The sequence below is a fragment of the Thermophilibacter provencensis genome, from assembly GCF_030372065.1.
GTDB lineage: Bacteria > Actinomycetota > Coriobacteriia > Coriobacteriales > Atopobiaceae > Thermophilibacter > Thermophilibacter provencensis_A.
In genome coordinates this window covers 1-17,085 of sequence record NZ_JAUDEA010000010.1, presented here as the reverse complement: position 1 = coordinate 17,085, position 17,085 = coordinate 1, and the positions used below count along the sequence as shown (strand labels likewise).

The following is a 17,085-nucleotide window of genomic DNA, read 5'->3' as shown; positions in this document are numbered from 1 at the left end:
AAAACTCTGAGAGAAATAACCCGTCCCCTTTTTGCTGCTAGCGGGTCATGAAGAAGAGGAGGATGTTGCTGATCAGCGAGAGAACCGGAGCAATGAAGCACAGCAGCGTGCCCGTGATGGAGCAGAGCATGCCGATGGCCGTGGTGAGGCTCTTGCGATAGTCTGCCTTCTTGGCGCGCTGTGCGAGCACGATGCCCGCGATGCCCGCGCATCCTCCGATGAGCTGCAGCCAGATAAACGGCGCAAATGCCGTGGCGAGCGCGAGCACCCCAAGCACGATGGACACGATGTCCATGGGAACCTCCCGGTAAGTGAGAACGATATCATCAAGTATACGCCGCAGATGTTGCGCCAAGATAGGCGGCTCCTATATGTTTCGGCCGACGAGGCTTGCCAGAAGCTCGGCAAAGAGGGTCGAGGACACAAAGGAGTCGAGATAGCCGCCGCCAGCTGCGGCGTTGTGGGGCAGCACGATGTTTTGGTCCACTAGGTCCCTGAGCGGGTGGCGGTCGGTGAGGCTCACGAGGGTGATATGCGGGCGCATCTCGGGCTTAAGACCGCTCGCGGTGGCAAGAAACCCCCTAAACGAGGGGTTCTTTGCCGAGAAAACCACATACGTGTCCTCGTTGTCCACGCAGTGGAGCGACTCCTCCTCCCAGCCCGTCTCAACAAACGTTGACGGAACGGACCTGAGCGTCAGGCCAAGGGCGAGCGCCCGGGCAGAGATGCTGCTCGCACCCATTCCCAGCAGGTACGTGCGCCTGGATGAGCAGATCCTCCGCACAAGGCGGTCGACCTCCCCGTGGTCCACCGTCTCTTCCAAGAGCGAGCAGAGCCGAAAGATATCGCTCGAGAAGTTGCCCTCGCGCTCCGATGACTGGTCGAGCCCGCGCTGGTAGACGGCTTGGTGCATGGCCATCCTAAAGTCTCCGTACCCCTCAAAGCCCGCGCGCTTGCAAAAGCGGCTCACCGCGCTCTGAGAAAAGCCGTAAGCCTCCGAGAACTGCGTGGCATTGCTGCCCAAAACGGACTCGGGGTTGGCCTTGACGGCCTCGTACACCTCGAGCTCTCGTGCCGTGTAGCTGTCCTTGTGCAGCTCGATGAGGGACAGGGCATCCATGGGGGACCTCGTTCTTCTCGGTTGGTGAATGAATGAGCCGTTCACCGATAACACCAAAATCTGAAAATTCCATTCAGAAACTCTGCTCACACCGCACACCATACAGCAAAACCCACGTTAAAGCATGGTGTTGTACAGACGTTGAGCCAAAGCGTCGGCAGGCGGTTGAATGAATGAAATTACCGTTTACCGATGAATGGATGGATGCTCCATTCATACTTCGTACTATGGCGATGAGGAAAGCTCCACAGCCAAGAGACGTTGGGAGAAGCCATGGTCCACTTTTACACCGAGGCGATTTCGGGACACGTTCGCCGCATCTGCGGAAACGGTGACGTCTGCATGTACCTCGTGGAGGGCTCCGGGCGAGCCCTGCTCATCGACACAGGCTACGGCGTGGGCGACCTGCGCGGCTACGTTGAGGGCCTACTGGGCGAGAAGCCCTATGACGTGGCGCTCACACACGGCCACATCGACCACGCCGCCGGCGCGTCCGAGTTTGAGAGCTGCTTCATGAGCCCGCTCGACAACGACATCTACGAGGAGTTCTGCTCGCTCGAGCGCCGCCACGCAAAGATCGATGCGAGCGCCCACTCGGACTTCAGGGACGTGGTGCCCGAGGACTACGCCCCGGTTGACGTGAGCGTCATGCGCCCCCTGGCGGAGGGCGACGTCTTTGACCTGGGCGACGTTCACGTTGAGATGATCGCGGTCCCGGGTCACACCCCGGGAACGATGGTGCCGCTCGTGGTGGAGGAGGGCATCGCCCTCTTTGGCGACGCCTGCGGCGTGGGCACGCTCATCATGCTGCCGCACTCCACGACCGTCGAGCGCTACCGCGAGAGCCTCCTGCACCTCAAGGGGTACGAGGACCGCTACGCCATCGTGCTGCGCCAGCACGGGACCTGCGTCTCCACCAAGCGCGTCCTCGAGGACAACCTGGAGCTCTGCGACCTCGTGCTCGCCGGCAAGGACGCCGCGGAGCCGACCGAGCACAACGGCGCCCCCTGTCTGCGCGCCGGCAAGACGGACCCCGCAACGGGCCGCCGTGTGGACGGCCGCGAGGGCAACCTGCTCTATCTTCCGGACCGCATTCGCTAGCGGGCATCAGACGGGTACGACGGGTACAAGTGCGTGGCCGGGCGGCCACAAAACAGATAGGAGAGGACATGGGAACCGGAATCATTCACTTTAGGGTCGACGACCGCATGCTCCACGGCATCGTGGCAACTCAATGGGTGCCCACCTCCAAGGCAACGCGTGCCATGGTGGTTGACGGCCCCGCTTCCACCAACGACGTCGTGCGCTCCTCGCTCAAGATGGCGTGCCCTCCGGGCGTTGCGCTCTCCGTCATCGACTGCGAGAAGGCCATCACCAACATCCTCGCGGGCAAGTACGCAAACCAGCGCGTCTTCTGCGTGTTCCGCTACATCCACAGTGCCTACGAGCTCTTCCGGGCGGGCGTTCCCATGCCCCAGCTCAACCTTGGCAACGTGACCCAGAACACCGGTGACGTGACGGTGCTCGACAAGACCGTTCGCGTCTCCGACGAGGAGAGGGAGATGCTGCGCGAGATGAGGGATGGGGGTGTGAAGATCACGGTTCGGTTCCTGCCGGGCGACGCGGAGCAGGACGTGTCGGCGCTGCTCGGCTAGACGGCAGGCGTCGCGCGCAAGGGTAACAAATCCGGAGTGACTACGAATCAAGAAGGGGGTCTGTGATGTTCAACGTGTTCCAGATAGTTGTCATCACGCTGTTCACGGCGCTGATGACGTGGCACAAGTACAACTTGCAGATTCTGTACTACGCGCAGGTCGTGGGCATCGGCGCGTTCTGTGGCCTGGTGATGGGCGACCTCAACACCGGCCTTCTGGTTGGCGGCACGATGTGCCTCATGAGCCTCGGCCTCGCCGGCTACGGCGGGTCCTCGGTTCCCAACTACCAGCTCGGCTGCATCGCCGGCACCGTCTTTGCCATCGGCATGGGCCAGGCTGGCGACGAGGCGCTCTCCACGGCGCTCGCCGTTGGCGTTCCCGTTGCCGCGCTCGGCGTCCAGCTCGACGTCCTCGGCAAGATGAGCGGCTCGTTCTTCATCCACCGCGCCATGGCCTGCTCCGACAACTGCGACTGGAAGGGCATGGCCACCTGGACCTGGGCCTCCCAGATCGCGATGCTCGGCCTCAACGCCCTGCCCATCGCCATCCTCATGACCGCGGGCTCCGGTGCCGTCGAGATGCTCGTCAACAACTTCCCGGCCTGGCTCTCCACCGGCCTCAACGTTGCCGCCGGCATGCTCCCCGCCATGGGCTTTGCCATCCTCCTGCACTACCTGCCCATCAAGAAGTACGGCTACTTCCTGATCCTGGGCTACGTCCTGGCCTCCTACGCGGGGCTCAGCGTTCTCGCGATCGCCCTCATCGGCGCCGTGATCTGCGTCTACGTGTTCCAGGACCTCGAGAAGGATTCCGCGATGCCGGCCGTTGCCGTTGCTGGGGGTGACATGGAAGATGAGTAACGAGACCACGGGCACCCAGACGGTGCAGCAGGGGGTCGAGCGCCTCTCCAAGAAGGACCTCACCCAGGTACTTCTCCGCTATGTGATGAGCGCCCAGATCTGCTTCAACTACGAGACCATGCAGTCCGCGGGCTGGGTCTGGTCGATGCACCCCGCCATGAAGAAGCTCTACCCGGACGATCAGGTCCTGAGCGAGAAGTACAAGTCCTATTACAAGTTCTTCAACTCGCATCCGTGGTTTGGCCGCCTGATTCTCATGGCCGCCCTTGCCATCGAGACCACGCGCGACCCGGACGCCACGCAGACCGCGGTTGACGTTCGTACCGGCCTCATGGGCCCGCTCGCCGGCCTGGGCGACTCCATCGTGTGGGTCCTTCTCCCCACGGTCGTGGGCGCCATCGCGTCCTACTCGGCGCTCGAGGGCTCCCTCGTTGGCTGGGTGATGGCCATTGCCGTGAACATCCTGCTCTGGCTCGTGTTCTGGCGCCTCTCCTACACGGTCTACGACAAGGGCATCTCGTTCATCACCGAGAAGAGCCAGTCGCTGGCCCACCTCACGGACGCCTGCGCCATCCTGGGCATCATCGTCATCGGCGCGCTCACCGTCTCCACGGTTGACGTGCACCTGGCAATCTCCTGGACCGTTGGCGACCTCACCCAGAACCTCGATGAGCTTCTGAACGGGATCCTCCCGAGCTTCATGAACCTCATCACCATGCTGGCCATCTACCTTGGCCTGGACATCAAGGGCATGAGCCCCGGAAAGATGGTCTGGATCGTCATGATCGTCGCCATCGCCCTCGGCGCCTTTGGAATCTGCGCCTAGCGCTTTTGAACCTCGGGCGGGCCGTCTTTGGGCGGCCCGCCCCCGCATTGAGAGGACTGAAGATGAAGCTGCTGCTCGTGAGCCACGGAGACCTCGCCGCCGGAATGGCCAGCGTGCTCTCCAACTTCTTTGGAATGAGCGAGGTCTCCTCCGCCTGCGTCTCCATCGAGCGCGGGGCGCAGGGCCTCGCCGAGGACGTCACGGCGTTCCTTGACGCCTGCGGTGACGAGCAGGTCGTGATCTGCTCGGACCTCATGGGCGGCAGCGCCAACCAGACGGTGATGCCCTGGCTCGGGCGCGAGAACACCATCATCGTGGCCGGCATGAACCTCCCGCTGCTCCTGCAGCTTGCCATGGTGACGGGAGACGTCACCCTCGAGGAGGTCAGGGACATGGTGGAGGAGTCCCGGCAGGGAATCGTCGTCATGAACGACCTCACCTTCGAGATGGGTGATGACGACGAGTAAGTTGGCGGACATGCGAGAGGACGTTCGCGCCCTGCTGGCGGCGGACGGCGTGCATCCGGGAAGGGCCGCGCGGGCCAACATCGCCGGCGCGTGCGAGCTCATCGCCGAGGACGATGCGGTTAAGCTGGTTCTTCTCGGCGAGCTTTCCGTCTTTCACGAGTTTGTGCCCGTTCCCGAGCGGGCAACGGGCGCGCTCGTGGTCGCGGACGGGGGCGTTGCGGCGTTTGGCTCCACATGGGGGACCACGCTCTCGTGCGCGGGTCGCTGGGAGGACGTCGCGGCGCTCAGGGCGCGCGGCGGCTTGGGAGGCCTGAGCGTGGAGGCGGTGGTCTCCGGGACCAAGATCGCGTTTCTTGAGGTGTACGCTGGCAAGCGCACGGACGCGCATCGGCGCCTGCTTGCCGCGATCTGCTCTGAGAAGCTCGGGGGAGATGGCGAGAAGTGAGCTACGGCCTTGTCATCTTTGCCCAGATTGCGCAGATGTTCGTCCTCATGGCGGTGGGCGTGCTGCTGTTCAGGACGGGTCGCATGGGCACCGCCGGCGCCAAGGACCTGGGGTCGCTGCTGCTCTATGTGGTGATTCCCGTGGTCATTGTGCGGAGCCTCTGGACCGAGCGTTCCGAGGAGACCACCGCGGTCATCGTGGAGACGTTCTTCCTCTCGCTCGCGCTGCTCGTGTTGGCCATCGTGGTGTCTCGGCTCGTCTTTAGGCGAGACGGGCTCCTGGCCTTCTCGGCCGCCTTCTCAAACGCGGGGTTTGTGGGGATTCCCCTGGTGCAGGCCGCGCTGGGGGAGGGCGCCGTCATCTACATCGTCTGCATGATCGGGTGGCTGAACGCCCTGCAGGCCAGCGTGGGCGTGCTCATGATCACGGGAGACGGCGCGAGCGTGCGGCCGCGCGCCATTGCCACCAACCCCATCATCATCTCGTTTGCGCTGGGGCTCGCGCTGTATGCCGTTGGGGCGCCGGAGCCCGCCTTTGTGGGCGACGTGCTGGCCACGATTGCGGGGCTCAACACGCCGGCGGCCATGATCGTGTGCGGGTCGTACCTGGCGCAGGCCCGGCTGCGCGACTTTTCCGAGTCCCGCGGGGTGTGGGCGGTCTGCGGCGTGCGCCTGGTGGTTGTGCCGCTGCTGACGCTGCTGCTGCTCGCGGTGCTGCCGTGGGGCCATGGCGTGGTGGGGCTTGCGCTGCTCATTGCCGCGGCGGCGCCCACGGGTGCCAACGTGGCAATCTACGCGGCCCAGTACGATGGCGACTACAAGACCGCCGTGCTCACCGTTTGCACCACGACGATCCTCTCAATCATATCGCTGCCCCTGCTCATCTCCCTGGGCGCTGCTGCCCTGTAATTTGGGGACGCGTTTTTTCTCTCAGAGTTTTTGGGACAGGCCTGCCGAGGCCTTGGAATAACACTCGGCAGGCCTGTCCCAAAAACTCTGAGAGAAAAAACGCGTCCCCAAATTACCACTCGCGGAGCAGGGTGCGCCAGCGCGCACCGTAGCGGCTGCCGCGCTGCCAGATAAGGCTGAGGTCGTGCTCGATGACAAAGTCCGCGGGCGTGACGTCGGCGAGTTCGCCCGCGCTCAGCTCGCCCTCCACTGCAACGCGGTAGAGGAAGCTCACACCCGCCCCGGCAGCCACGCAGGCCTTGATGGCAGGGATGCTCGCGAGCTCGATGACGCCGGCAAAGTTGTCCACGGCAAGGTCGCGCGCCGCAAGGTGGCGCTCGAGGATCTCGCGCGTGCCGGACCCCTTCTCGCGCAGCACCAGGCGCATCCCCAGCAGGTCGGTGATGCGGGCGGGCCGCGCGCCCGTTGCCGCCACCGCCACGAACCGCTCGCGCGAGAACGTTTCGCTCTCAAACAGCGCGCGGTCAAACGACCCCTCCACCAGCGCAAGGTCAATCTCGCCACGGTCGAGAAGGTCCACGAGCTCGGTCGTGTTGCCGGTGCGCAAGAGCAGCCGCTCGTCCGGGTGCCGGCGCAGGTGCCCTGCCAGCACGCGTGGGGCAACGAAGTCGGCCACAGTGCGCGTGCAGCCAAGGCGCAGCGGCGGGCGCGCGCCCCTGTTTCCACTGAGCGCGGCAAGCTCCGAGCGCAGGCGCGCCTCGTCGTTCTCCATCACGCTCAGCTGGCGGTAGAGGAGCTGACCCGCGGGCGTGGGCTCCACCCCGCGGCCCGTCTTGGAAAAGAGCGGAGCGCCGTAGTGGCGCTCGAGCTGCCGTATGTGCTGCGAGACTGCCGGCTGGGTCACGTGGAGCTCCACCGCGGCGCGTGTGAGGCTGCCCGTGCGGCAGACGGTCAGGAACGTGTGCGTGCGATAGTCGAGCATGCGCGTCCTTGTCGACAAATACTTATGGGTCTATAAGCAACTGTGTGCATTTGATTATAACGTCTGGCGGTAGCCTCTTCTGGAACAGAGGGAAGCGAGAAGGGCGGGGCGCATGGAGCTCATCAAGGACTTTGGCAGGCTGTGGAAGGGTGTGCTGTTTGCGCTGGTCATCGCCGTGCCGGCGTGGCTTCTGGGCAAGCAGTTTGAGGTCGTGGGCGGCCCGGTCTTTGCCATCCTCATGGGCATGGCGCTGGCGCTTGCGATCCCTGCCGAGAAGGGCCAACCGCTCGCGGACGGTGTCAGGTTCACGTCCAAGAAGGTGCTCCAGTGGGCCGTCATCCTGCTTGGCTTTGGCCTCAACCTGGCACAGATCGCACAGGTGGGTGCCACGTCGCTGCCCATTATCGTCTCCACGATTGCTACGTCGCTCGTCGTGTCCTTCCTGCTGTGCCGCGCGCTCAAGATCCCCGGCAAGATCTCCACCCTCATCGGCGTGGGGTCCTCCATCTGCGGCGGCTCGGCCATCGCGGCGACGGCGCCCGTCATCGAAGCGGACGACGAGGAGATTGCTCAGGCCATCAGCGTGATCTTCCTCTTCAACGTGGTTGCGGCCCTGGTGTTTCCCACGCTCGGCGGCATGCTCGGCCTCACGAACGAGGGCTTTGGGCTCTTTGCCGGCACTGCGGTGAACGACACCTCCTCCGTCACTGCCGCCGCGGCGGCGTGGGACGGCATGCACCCCGGTGCCAACACGCTCGACTCCGCCACCATCGTGAAGCTCACGCGCACGCTGGCGATCATCCCGATTACGCTGGCGCTCGCGTTCTGGCAGATGCGTCAGGCGCACCGTGCGGGCGGAGAGGCCCAGAGCACCTTCAGCCTCAGGCGCGCATTCCCGACCTTCATCGTGTTCTTCGTGCTGGCGAGCGTTACGACCACGGTCTTCTCGCTGCCCGCGGGCGTGACCGCCCCCATCAAGGAGCTCTCCAAGTTCCTCATCGTCATGGCGATGGCGGCGATCGGCCTTAACACCAACATCGTGCGGCTCGTTCGCACGGGCGGCAAGCCGATCCTCATGGGACTCTGCTGCTGGGTTGCCATTGCCGCGGTCTCGCTTGGCATGCAGCACGTCCTGGGCATCTGGTAGACGTGAATTTGGTGAATTTGGGGACGGGTTTTTCCTCTCAGAGAATTTGGGACAGGCTGCGTAGCACGGCCTGTCCCTTTTTCTCTGAGAGAAAAACCACGTCCCTAATTTCGGTCCCTAATTTCGGTCAGGTCTCCCAGGGCTTGGGGAGGGCGCTCGGGCGCTCGGGGTCCTTGGCGTGCTGGTAGCCGCAGACCCAGTCCCACATTGCGCTCAGGACCGGCCTCAGGCTCAGCCCCAGCGGCGTGAGCGCGTACTCCACGCGCGGGGGCACCTCGGCGTAGACGGTGCGCGACACCAGGCCGCACTCCTCCATCTCGCGCAGGCGAGCAGTCAGCACTTTCTACGAGACGCTCCCGAGCGAGCGCTTGAGCTCCCCGAAGCGCTTGGTGCCGCCGAGAAGGTCGCGCAGGACGAGCACGGTCCACTTGTCGCGGATGAAAGGGTGAGCGTGGTCTCCAACGTCTTCAAGGACGATGACCTTGCCATCTACCGAGACCTGCTGGGCTGACGCGGGCCGCCAGTCCTTGTCGGAGAGAAGCCCGGGCTCGCCATGCGCTGCGCGCATGGTGGCATGTCGAGTCCGTTTGCGCCGTCGCGCCCCCATGGGGCCAGACTGGGGAAGGACACCCAGGACACCCGAGGAACGGAGGCGGGCATGGCAGAGGGACGCGTGCTCGGCAAGAGCGGCATCGAGGTTTCGGCGCTGGGGCTGGGCTGCATGGGCCTCACCCATGCGAGCGGCGACGCAATGGACACGGCGGACGCGGCGCGCGTGATTCGCGCGGCGCTTGAGATGGGCTACACCTTCTTCGACACGGCCGAGTGCTATGTGGGCAAGAGCGCTGCTGGCCAGACCCTCCACAACGAGGATGCGGTGGGCGAGGCGCTGCGCCCCGTGCGCGACCAGGCTGTCATTGCCACCAAGTTTGGCGTGCGCCACAACGCGGACAAGACGCTCACGGTGGACTCGAGCCCCGAGACCATCCGCGCCTCGGTCGACGGCAGCCTGCGCCGCCTGCGCACAGACCACATTGACCCCTACTACCAGCACCGCATTGACTCCAAGGTGGCCCCCGAGGAGGTCGCGGGCGTGATGGCCGAGCTCATCAAGGCCGGCAAGGTCCGCGCCTGGGGCATCTCGGAGGCAACCGAGGGCTACCTGCGGCGCGCAGACGCGGTGCGCCCCGTTGCCGCGGTGCAGAACCGCTACTCCATGCTCGCCCGCTGGCACGAGCCGCTCTTCCCCGTGCTCGAGAAGCTGAACGTGGCGCTCGTGGCGTTCAGCCCGATGGCCAACGGCTTTCTCACGGGCGCGTACTCGCCCTCCACGAAGTTCGAGGGCACCCAGGACTATCGCGACAGCATGCCGCAGTACACCAAGGAGGGCTACGAGAGGAACCGCGCTGTCCTCGGCCTTCTCGGCGACATCGCCCGCGAGAAGGGCGCGACGATGGCGCAGGTCTCGCTCGCGTGGATGCTGTGCAAGAGGCCGTGGATCGTGCCGATCCCCGGCAGCCGCAAGCCGGAGCGCCTGCGCGAGAACCTGGGCGCGGCGGACGTCGCGCTGAGCGCCGAGGAGGTCGCGCGCATCGACCGCGCCCTCGACGGGATGGACCTCGCCGTCTTTGGCGGGCACTCTGTCCAGGGGTAGCTCCCGAGACGTCGGCCTGCTGGCGCCTCTCCGACGAGCGCCTTGACCCCTTCGCCTCCGATTCGCAAGTGCTGGGGCTCGGTATGCGCTGTGTGCATACTGAGCTGCGGAGCCGACATTGTACTTCTCGCCCGAGCGACGCGACCATGAGGTTGTGAAAGCATTCCCAAAGCGAGGAGGAGACCATGGAGTACCTGGAGCTCAACAATGGCGTCAAGATGCCCGTGGAGGGTCTTGGAACCTTCCTGATGAGCCCGGCCGAGGCCGAGACCGCGTCGCTCGCGGCGCTCGAGGCCGGCTACGAGCACATCGACACGGCCAACGCCTACATGACCGAGAAGGCCGTGGGCCGCGCCATCGCCAAGAGCGGCGTGGAGCGCAACAAGCTCTTCGTTTCCACCAAGCTCTGGCCGTCCGTCTACGAGGCAGGTGACGCCGCCGTTGACGGCACGTTGGCGCGCCTCGGCCTCGACTACGTTGACATGCTGATCCTGCACCAGCCGGTGGGCAACTACCTGGCCGCCTGGAGGACCATGGAGAAGGCCTACAAGGAGGGCAAGGTCCGCGCGCTTGGCCTCTCCAACTTCCCACAGGACAAGATCGCCGAGGTCATCGAGCACGCGGAGATCAAGCCGCAGCTCGTGACCGTGGAGTGCCACCCCTACTTCGCCCAGGCAGGGCTGCGCGAGTACCTGAGCACGTACGGCATCGTGATCGAAGCGTGGTACCCGCTCGGCCACGGCGACGCCGCCCTCCAGGCCGAGCCGGTCTTTGTCAAAATCGGCGAGAAGTACGACAAGACGCCCGCCCAGGTCATCCTGCGCTGGCACACCCAGATGGGCACGTCCATCATCCCGGGCTCCAAGAACCCCGCGCACATCGCCGACAACGCCGACATCTTTGACTTCCGCCTGACCGACGAGGAGATGTCCAAGATCGCCAAGCTTGACGGCACCAAGAAGTACTACGAGGCCACTGAGGAGGCCCTCGCCGGCTATGCGGCGATGAAGCCCGACTTCGACGCTCAGGAGTAGCGCCGCCGGGCGCAGGGCCCCGTCAGCCGCGCACGAGCTCCACGATGTCGAGCACGGCGCGCGGGGCGTCGACAAGGGCCACCACGTAGAACGTCGCGTGCGCGTCCGCGTCCCGGATGGGGACGCGCACGCGACGCTCGTCCTCGTGCTGCGCGCCGGTGACGTCCGTGACGAAGCCGAGCAGGTCGGACGAGCGAATCATCTGCGAGAGCACGGTGGAGTCCGTCTGCTCGATGATGCGGGCGCTCGGCATCGCGGCGCGAACGACGTCACCCCAGAAGCCGATCTCGGCGTTCATGAGGAACGTGCGGCCGTCCAGCTCGGCAAAGCTCACGCTCGTGCGCCCCGCGAGCTCGTCGTCGGCAGGGGCGAAGACAGAGAGGTTTTCCACCATCAGCGGCGCGCACACGACGTTCGGCAGCCCCATCGGGCGCCGCGTGATCGCCAGGTCGGCGGAGCGGTCGAAGAGGCGGCGCTCGACCTCGCGCTCGTCGTCGACGAGCTCCGAGGTGAGGATCGTCCCCGGGAGGCGCTCGGTCACGCGCTCGGTCAGGCGCCAGACCGGCGCCGGCGCAACCGAGGCAATCGCGATGGTGCGACTCGTGCGCGTGAGCTCGTCGAAGGCGTCGCGCATGCGCCGCTCCTCCGCGAGGATCGCACGGGCGTGGCGCAGGGCGACGCGTCCGGCCTCGTTGAGCTCCACGTGGTTGCGGGTCCGCTCAAAGAGCTCGCAGCCCAGCTCGCGCTCGAGCGCGCGCATCGAGCGGCTCACGCTCGGCTGCGAGGTGTGCAGGCTCTCGGCGGCGGCAGAGATGGTCCCTGCGCGCGCGATGGCGTCCAGCTGCCTGAGCTGCTCGAGTTCCATGGGCACCTCCGCGTCCGAGCTGGTTGTAACCCCTGGGTTATCACTATACCCCTGTCGCATGCTGGCATCACAAGCCGGCATTGTACGTGCCCCCACCCGCGCGCGACTGGGGGATAATGGGCGGGCGGGGCCGTGCCGTCCCTCCCGCCAGACTCCCGAAGGAGCGCCCATGACCGCCGACCAGCTTGCGCAAGACGTCAACGATCTCGCCGAGTTTCTCGGGCCGCGCGACGTGCCCGCGTTGATGCCCGACGCGCTCGAGGGCGCGGTCGGCACGCGGCGGGCGGACGTGATGGCGCTCTTCGGCGGCAGCATCCTCGCCGGGGGAGATGTGCTCGCCGAGGCCATCCGCGCCCGCGCGGCGCGCACGTACGTGATCGTGGGCGGCACCGGCCACACCACCGAGGCCCTGCGCGCCCGCGTGCGCGAGCTCTGCCCGGACGTCGCCTTCGCCGACGACGCGCCCGAGGCCGACGTCTTTGCCGCCTACCTCGCGCGGCGTCACGGCCTGGAGGCCGACCTGCTTGAGCACGCGTCCACCAACTGCGGCAACAACGTCACCTACCTGCTGGGGCTTCTCGGAGAACGGGGCGTGGCGTGCGAGAGCCTCATCCTCGCGCAGGACGCCACGATGCAGCGGCGCATGGAGGCCGGCGTTCGCCGGGAGGCGCCGGACGTGCGCGTGGTCAACTTCGCCACGTACGTCGCGCGCGTGGCGCCGCGGCCGGGTGCGGCCGCACGTGCCGAGGCGAGCCTCGACGATCTGTGGGTCGTCGACCCGCCCCTCGGCATGTGGGACGTGCCGCGCTACGTGACCCTGCTCATGGGAGAGGTCCCGCGCCTCACCGACGACGAGTGCGGCTACGGCCCGCGCGGCCGCGGCTACATCGCCCACGTCGACGTGCCCGCTCGCGTCCGTGCCGCCTGGGAGCGTCTGCATGAGGCCCTGCCCGGTCTCGTCCGCGAGGCGAACCCCGCGTTTGCGACGCGCGGGTGACCCCCGTGGGGCCCTTGCCAGCGGGCGCTCATTTGCTGGGTACTATTTTGGGGTCGCCTCAAGTACGAGCCCTGCGTCCGTCAGAGAAAGCGCAGCTCAGAGGCCTGTCAAAAGAAGCGATACTTTGTACCTTCTCGAAAAACCACCCAACAAATGAACCGTGCGCTACGCCAGGCGCTTGCCGCTCTCCCAGGCCTGCCCGACCTTCTCGCCCATTGCGTAGTAGCCGCTGCGGAACTGGTCGAAGGCAAAGGCGCCCAGCTTGGCGGGGTCGACCTTGCCGTCCTCGCCGGGCACCGACTCCTCCGCCAGCACGTTCTCGATGCGCCCGAGCACGCGCAGGCCGTAGGGCTGGTTCTGCAGCTCCGCCACGGAGCACTCGAGCGTGAGCGTTCCGCGCACTCGGCGAGAAGCCCCTCGAGCTCGCCCCGCGCGGCGCCCCTCCTCACATCCCCGGGAAGCCGGTCTGGCGCAGCGCCTCGTAGAGCACGACCGCGGCGGCGTTCGAGAGGTTGAGGGCGCTGATGCGCCAGTCCTCCGGGTCGACGAAGTTCCCGCACACATCCTGCTGGCGCAGGGGAGCGTGACTGAGCGGCGCGCCCCTGCGCCATTGCCGTGCGTTGGCGAGCGAGACGGCGTCGGGCAGCATGGGAATGCGCTCGCAGCTCCCCGGACGCTCGGCAAGGAGCCGCTCCGGGAGGCCCACGCTCTCGCAGCCCAGGACAAGGAAGTCGCCGTCTGCGTAGCGCGCCTCCGCGTAGGTGCGCCGCGCCTTCTTGGTGAGGAGGTGCACGCGGCGGTCGCTGGGGTCGGCGAGCCCGTTCTCCTCAACGAAGTCGGCCCAGGTCTCGTAGGTCGTCACGTCGAGGCTCTCCCAGTAGCCAAGACCCGCGCGATGGAGGGACTTCTCGTCCAGCGAGAAGCCGAGCGGCCCCACAAGGTGCAGGCGCGAGCCCGTGACCACGCACGTGCGCCCGATGTTTCCGGTGTTGGCCGGAATCTCCGGTGCCACGAGAACAACGTTGAACATCGGCGTCACCCGCTACTGCACGGGGTAGTTGCCGACGAGGTCGTCGCCAACGGCAACGCGGTCGGTGAGCGAGCAGATCACGATCTCATGCCCGCCAAACCCCACCGAGCCGACGGTGCCCTCGGTGAAGCACGCCACAATGGCGTCGTCGGTGCGGTAGATGAAGGTGCGGTTCTCGAGAAAGAGGTCGTCCACCGCGCGGTCGTAATCGATGTCTGCCCCAAGGTCGCTCGGGGTCACGGCAAAGAACGCCTGGAGCCCCTCCTTGGCGGCGAGCTTGAGCTCGTTCTCGCTCATCCCAAGCGCCTCGGTGGCAGGAACCTCCTCGCCGGAGTCCAGGTTGTAGAAGCGGCCGCTCACATAGCGCGTCCCGTGGGCGCCTCCGTAGTAGGAGTAGCGGTCCAGGCGCACGCTTGCGATCGCGCCGTCAATCGAGGTCGTTGTGTCGTGGCACCAGAGGGTCTGCTCGGGAACGCCCTGGCTGTCTCCGGCGGCCGCCTCCTCGGTCATGGACTCCTGCGTGGCAAGGCGCTCCTCAAAGTCTGCCTTGATGGACTCGTTGAGCGTCTCCAGCTGATTGGGTACGTCTCCGTTAGAGGTCTCAAACTGTGGGTATGACCAGGTGTTTGTTTCTTCCCATGAGCCAGATCCGGCTTGGTAGGCGTTGACGGTGACCTCCTGGCTCACGTCGTGTGCGGCGTAGGTTGTCTCGCCGGTGGCCTCGTCGGTTGCCCCGCCATCGACAGCCTCCTCGAGCAGCGCAATCACGCGCTGCGCCTCCGCGACGGTCTCGGGAACGGTGTGCAGCGTCACGCCCTCGCCCGGCGTTGCGGCGCCGTAGCCCATGAGCGACCAGTAGTCGCTCACCACGGGGCGCTGCATGGCGGCAAGAAAACCGTCGGCGTCGCTCTTCTCGCCGTCAACCGTGAAGTTGTTCACGGATCCGTCGAAGCTGTAGTCCTGAAGGTAGGAGAGGGTCTGGACAAACGAGCCGTCCCTGAGCGCGTACGCGCCGCCGCCGGACTGCTCGCCCAGCTCCGAGGGCCCATAGATGGTGGTGAGCACCACGGGCTCGCCGTCAAGCGTGGCGTCCTCAAAACCGGTGAGCACGTCCTGGCCGTGAGAGAAGGCGTCCGGGTCATCGAGCGCGAGCACGAGCTCACCGTCGCGCACCGCCCAGACCTCGATCACATAGGGGTGCATGTAGTCCGCATCGTCCGCGTTGCGGTGGCCGAGCACGAGCTCCTCAACGCCGTCTTTGTTGTAATCGCGGAGAAGCACCAGGTTGAGGCCGGTGCCGGTCTGCGTCTCATAGTCCGAGCTCGCCGGCCCCTCGTATGAGGGCTCGCCGTAGGCGTCAACGTACTCGCGAACCTTTTCCGCATAGAGGGCGTATGCCTCTGCCTTGGGATCTTTCTGAGGCTCTGGTGCGGCCTCCTGCTGCGACGTGCCCTCGGGAGAATCGGGCGACTGTGGGGGCGTCCCGGTGCAACCAGCCAGGGAGAGTGCTCCCAGAAGTGCGACGGTCACAAACGTCAGGCCAGCTTGATGGCGCATCTCGCATCACCCCTTGTTGGTTGCCCATGCTCCTGAAAGTGTAACCTCTCCGAGCGGAATGTGGCGCGGGCCACTCTCGCTATAATTGCGTGAGCAACACACCCGATCGAAAGGGAACCATATGATCAAGGACCTGGTTCAGGACGAGGCCGTCCTCTCCGTTCCGTGCGAGCCCGCAACCGCCGACGACGCTCCGGTTGCGCAGGACCTCATCGACACGCTCTCCTCCATCGAGGACGCCACCTGCCTTGCCGCCAACCAGATCGGCGTGACCAAGAACCTCTTTGTCTACCGTGACGACAACGGCCAGGACCACGTCATGTACAACGCCAAGATCCTCATGGGCCTCAACGCCGCCAAGACCTACGAGAGCTGCCTCACGCACGACGATCCCGTGATGGTGACGCGCTTTGCCAAGATCAAGGTTGCCTACGACGAGCTCGTTGACGGCCAGCTCAAGAGCCGCCGCCGCGACTTCACCGGCTGGGTTGCCCAGATGATCCAGCACATGGTGGACCACAGCAAGGGCAAGCTGGTCTAGTTGATCTAGCTGGTCTGGCGGCGCCGGTCTCCGGCGCCCCTAGCACCGGTGCGCGCTCGGGCAGATGTCCTCGAGGACGCAACCGTCGCACTTTGGGCCGCGCGCCGTGCAGGTGTCGCGGCCGTGCTTTATCCATTGGTGGTTGACCGGCCCCCAGAGCTCGCGCGGGAGCAGGCGCAGCAGGTCCTGCTCCGTCTTGAGCGGCTCCTTCGCGTGTGTCTTGGGCGAGAGTGCCAGGCGGTGCGCAATGCGGTTGACGTGCGTGTCCACCGCGATGCCCTCCACGATGCCAAACCCCACGTTCATCACGATGTTTGCCGTCTTGCGGCCAACGCCGGGCAGGCGCGTGAGCTCGTCCATCGTGTGCGGCACCTCGCCGCCAAACTCCGAGACGATCATCTGCGCGCACTCCACGCAGTGGCGCGCCTTTGACTTGTAGAAGCCCAGGCTGCGGATGTACTCGGAGACCTCCTCGGGCGTGGCGGCCGCCATGGCCTCCGGAGTGGGAAAGCGCTCAAAGAGCGCGGGCGTGACCTTGTTGACCTGCGCGTCTGTGGTCTGGGCAGAGAGCAGCACGGCGATGGTCAAGCGGAAGGGGTTGGCGTGGTCCAAAAAGCACTCAACGGGACCGTACTTCTCGTCCAGGCGGCGGCACACCTCAACGGCGCGATCAATCTTTGCCTGCTTGGTCTCACGTGGCATGGCTGCTCCTTTGCTGTTCGCACAAGGAGATGATAGGCGAGAAGGACGTTGGGGCGCGTGGTGTTTTTGGTGCGCTGCGGCGCGGCCGCCGGGCGTGTCCTGAAAATCGGGACCGTGGCACAACGAGGCGCTAAAAAGTCCTGAAATTTGGGGGTAGGGCACGGATTGATCGCCTTCGGCGTGCCATACCCCAAAATTTCAGGACTCTGAAAAACAGCGCGCGGCGAAAAGGGGCGCGGGCCGAAAAGGGGCGCGGGCCGAAAAGGGGCGCGGGGGGGGGGGGGGGGGGCGGGGG

20 protein-coding genes and 1 pseudogene are annotated in these 17,085 nt (G+C 65.7%); 12 read left to right on the top strand and 9 right to left on the bottom strand.

The features are described 5' to 3' along the window. Positions 1–37: 37 nt before the first annotated feature. Both QUW25_RS07115 and QUW25_RS07110 read right to left on the bottom strand, forming a co-directional pair. The gene (locus tag QUW25_RS07115; protein ID WP_289511520.1) at positions 38–295 is read right to left on the bottom strand and encodes a hypothetical protein; all 258 of its coding nucleotides are present in this window, start codon (positions 293–295) and stop codon (positions 38–40) included. Positions 296–367: 72 nt separating this feature from the next. Then, positions 368–1,120 (bottom strand): MurR/RpiR family transcriptional regulator, encoded by a 753-nt coding sequence (locus tag QUW25_RS07110; protein ID WP_289511519.1) that lies wholly within the window; start codon positions 1,118–1,120, stop codon positions 368–370. 273 nt (positions 1,121–1,393) lie between these two features. On the opposite strand from QUW25_RS07110, the gene QUW25_RS07105 reads away from it, so the two are divergent. The 7 genes from QUW25_RS07105 to QUW25_RS07075 all read left to right on the top strand — a co-directional run bounded on the left by QUW25_RS07105 (position 1,394) and on the right by QUW25_RS07075 (position 6,281). Then, positions 1,394–2,221, top strand: coding sequence for an MBL fold metallo-hydrolase (locus QUW25_RS07105; RefSeq protein ID WP_289511518.1), 828 nt, complete (start codon positions 1,394–1,396; stop codon positions 2,219–2,221). Between the two features lie 68 nt (positions 2,222–2,289). Then, a complete protein-coding gene (locus tag QUW25_RS07100) occupies positions 2,290–2,775 on the top strand; it encodes a PTS system mannose/fructose/N-acetylgalactosamine-transporter subunit IIB (protein ID WP_289511517.1) in 486 nt (161 codons plus the stop codon). Positions 2,776–2,840: 65 nt separating this feature from the next. After that, positions 2,841–3,635, top strand: a complete 795-nt coding sequence (locus tag QUW25_RS07095; RefSeq protein WP_289511516.1) for a PTS mannose/fructose/sorbose/N-acetylgalactosamine transporter subunit IIC — start codon at positions 2,841–2,843, stop codon at positions 3,633–3,635. Then, on the top strand, positions 3,628–4,461 hold the full coding sequence (locus QUW25_RS07090) for a PTS system mannose/fructose/sorbose family transporter subunit IID (protein WP_289511515.1): 834 nt from the start codon (positions 3,628–3,630) through the stop codon (positions 4,459–4,461). Before QUW25_RS07095 ends, QUW25_RS07090 begins: the two co-directional genes overlap by 8 nt. A gap of 62 nt (positions 4,462–4,523) precedes the next feature. After that, positions 4,524–4,928 carry a PTS sugar transporter subunit IIA gene (locus QUW25_RS07085; protein WP_289511514.1) on the top strand — a complete coding sequence of 135 codons (405 nt, stop codon included), beginning with the start codon at positions 4,524–4,526 and terminating at the stop codon, positions 4,926–4,928. 1 nt (position 4,929) lies between these two features. Continuing rightward, positions 4,930–5,373, top strand: a complete 444-nt coding sequence (locus QUW25_RS07080; RefSeq protein ID WP_289511513.1) for a hypothetical protein — start codon at positions 4,930–4,932, stop codon at positions 5,371–5,373. Beyond that, positions 5,370–6,281 (top strand): AEC family transporter, encoded by a 912-nt coding sequence (locus QUW25_RS07075; protein ID WP_289511512.1) that lies wholly within the window; start codon positions 5,370–5,372, stop codon positions 6,279–6,281. Before QUW25_RS07080 ends, QUW25_RS07075 begins: the two co-directional genes overlap by 4 nt. Before the next feature lie 112 nt (positions 6,282–6,393). Here the strand turns inward: QUW25_RS07075 and QUW25_RS07070 are convergent, their stop codons facing one another. Then, complete coding sequence (locus QUW25_RS07070; protein WP_289511511.1) at positions 6,394–7,263, bottom strand: LysR family transcriptional regulator; 870 nt, start codon at positions 7,261–7,263, stop codon at positions 6,394–6,396. A gap of 112 nt (positions 7,264–7,375) precedes the next feature. Between QUW25_RS07070 and QUW25_RS07065 the strand changes: the two genes are divergently transcribed. After that, complete coding sequence (locus QUW25_RS07065; RefSeq protein ID WP_289511510.1) at positions 7,376–8,410, top strand: YeiH family protein; 1,035 nt, start codon at positions 7,376–7,378, stop codon at positions 8,408–8,410. A gap of 127 nt (positions 8,411–8,537) precedes the next feature. Here QUW25_RS07065 and QUW25_RS07060 read toward each other — a convergent pair. Continuing rightward, a pseudogene (locus QUW25_RS07060) lies at positions 8,538–8,978 on the bottom strand (winged helix-turn-helix transcriptional regulator). 90 nt (positions 8,979–9,068) lie between these two features. On the opposite strand from QUW25_RS07060, the gene QUW25_RS07055 reads away from it, so the two are divergent. Both QUW25_RS07055 and QUW25_RS07050 read left to right on the top strand, forming a co-directional pair. Then, complete coding sequence (locus QUW25_RS07055; protein ID WP_289511509.1) at positions 9,069–10,064, top strand: aldo/keto reductase; 996 nt, start codon at positions 9,069–9,071, stop codon at positions 10,062–10,064. 185 nt (positions 10,065–10,249) lie between these two features. Beyond that, positions 10,250–11,098, top strand: a complete 849-nt coding sequence (locus QUW25_RS07050) for an aldo/keto reductase (RefSeq protein WP_289511508.1) — start codon at positions 10,250–10,252, stop codon at positions 11,096–11,098. A gap of 22 nt (positions 11,099–11,120) precedes the next feature. Here QUW25_RS07050 and QUW25_RS07045 read toward each other — a convergent pair whose 3' ends face one another. Beyond that, positions 11,121–11,963: a LysR family transcriptional regulator gene (locus QUW25_RS07045; protein WP_289511507.1), complete on the bottom strand. Its 843-nt coding sequence runs from the start codon at positions 11,961–11,963 to the stop codon at positions 11,121–11,123. 169 nt (positions 11,964–12,132) lie between these two features. On the opposite strand from QUW25_RS07045, the gene QUW25_RS07040 reads away from it, so the two are divergent. Beyond that, positions 12,133–12,960 carry an ElyC/SanA/YdcF family protein gene (locus tag QUW25_RS07040; protein WP_289511506.1) on the top strand — a complete coding sequence of 276 codons (828 nt, stop codon included), beginning with the start codon at positions 12,133–12,135 and terminating at the stop codon, positions 12,958–12,960. A gap of 165 nt (positions 12,961–13,125) precedes the next feature. On the opposite strand, the gene QUW25_RS07035 is transcribed toward QUW25_RS07040, so the two are convergent. Genes QUW25_RS07035 through QUW25_RS07025 form a run of 3 tightly spaced genes read right to left on the bottom strand, consistent with a single transcriptional unit; the run spans position 13,126 to position 15,547 of the window. Further along, on the bottom strand, positions 13,126–13,362 hold the full coding sequence (locus QUW25_RS07035; protein ID WP_289511505.1) for a hypothetical protein: 237 nt from the start codon (positions 13,360–13,362) through the stop codon (positions 13,126–13,128). Positions 13,363–13,405: 43 nt separating this feature from the next. Further along, positions 13,406–13,990: a tRNA (cytidine(34)-2'-O)-methyltransferase gene (locus tag QUW25_RS07030; RefSeq protein ID WP_289511504.1), complete on the bottom strand. Its 585-nt coding sequence runs from the start codon at positions 13,988–13,990 to the stop codon at positions 13,406–13,408. A 12-nt stretch (positions 13,991–14,002) separates the two neighbouring features. Continuing rightward, positions 14,003–15,547 carry a DUF4163 domain-containing protein gene (locus tag QUW25_RS07025; protein WP_289511503.1) on the bottom strand — a complete coding sequence of 515 codons (1,545 nt, stop codon included), beginning with the start codon at positions 15,545–15,547 and terminating at the stop codon, positions 14,003–14,005. Positions 15,548–15,668: 121 nt separating this feature from the next. Between QUW25_RS07025 and QUW25_RS07020 the strand changes: the two genes are divergently transcribed. After that, positions 15,669–16,088: a peptide deformylase gene (locus QUW25_RS07020; protein ID WP_289511502.1), complete on the top strand. Its 420-nt coding sequence runs from the start codon at positions 15,669–15,671 to the stop codon at positions 16,086–16,088. Positions 16,089–16,127: 39 nt separating this feature from the next. Here QUW25_RS07020 and nth read toward each other — a convergent pair whose 3' ends face one another. After that, entirely contained in the window at positions 16,128–16,790 is a 663-nt protein-coding gene (nth, locus tag QUW25_RS07015) for an endonuclease III (RefSeq protein WP_289511501.1), read from the bottom strand. Between the last annotated feature and the right edge of the window lie 295 nt (positions 16,791–17,085).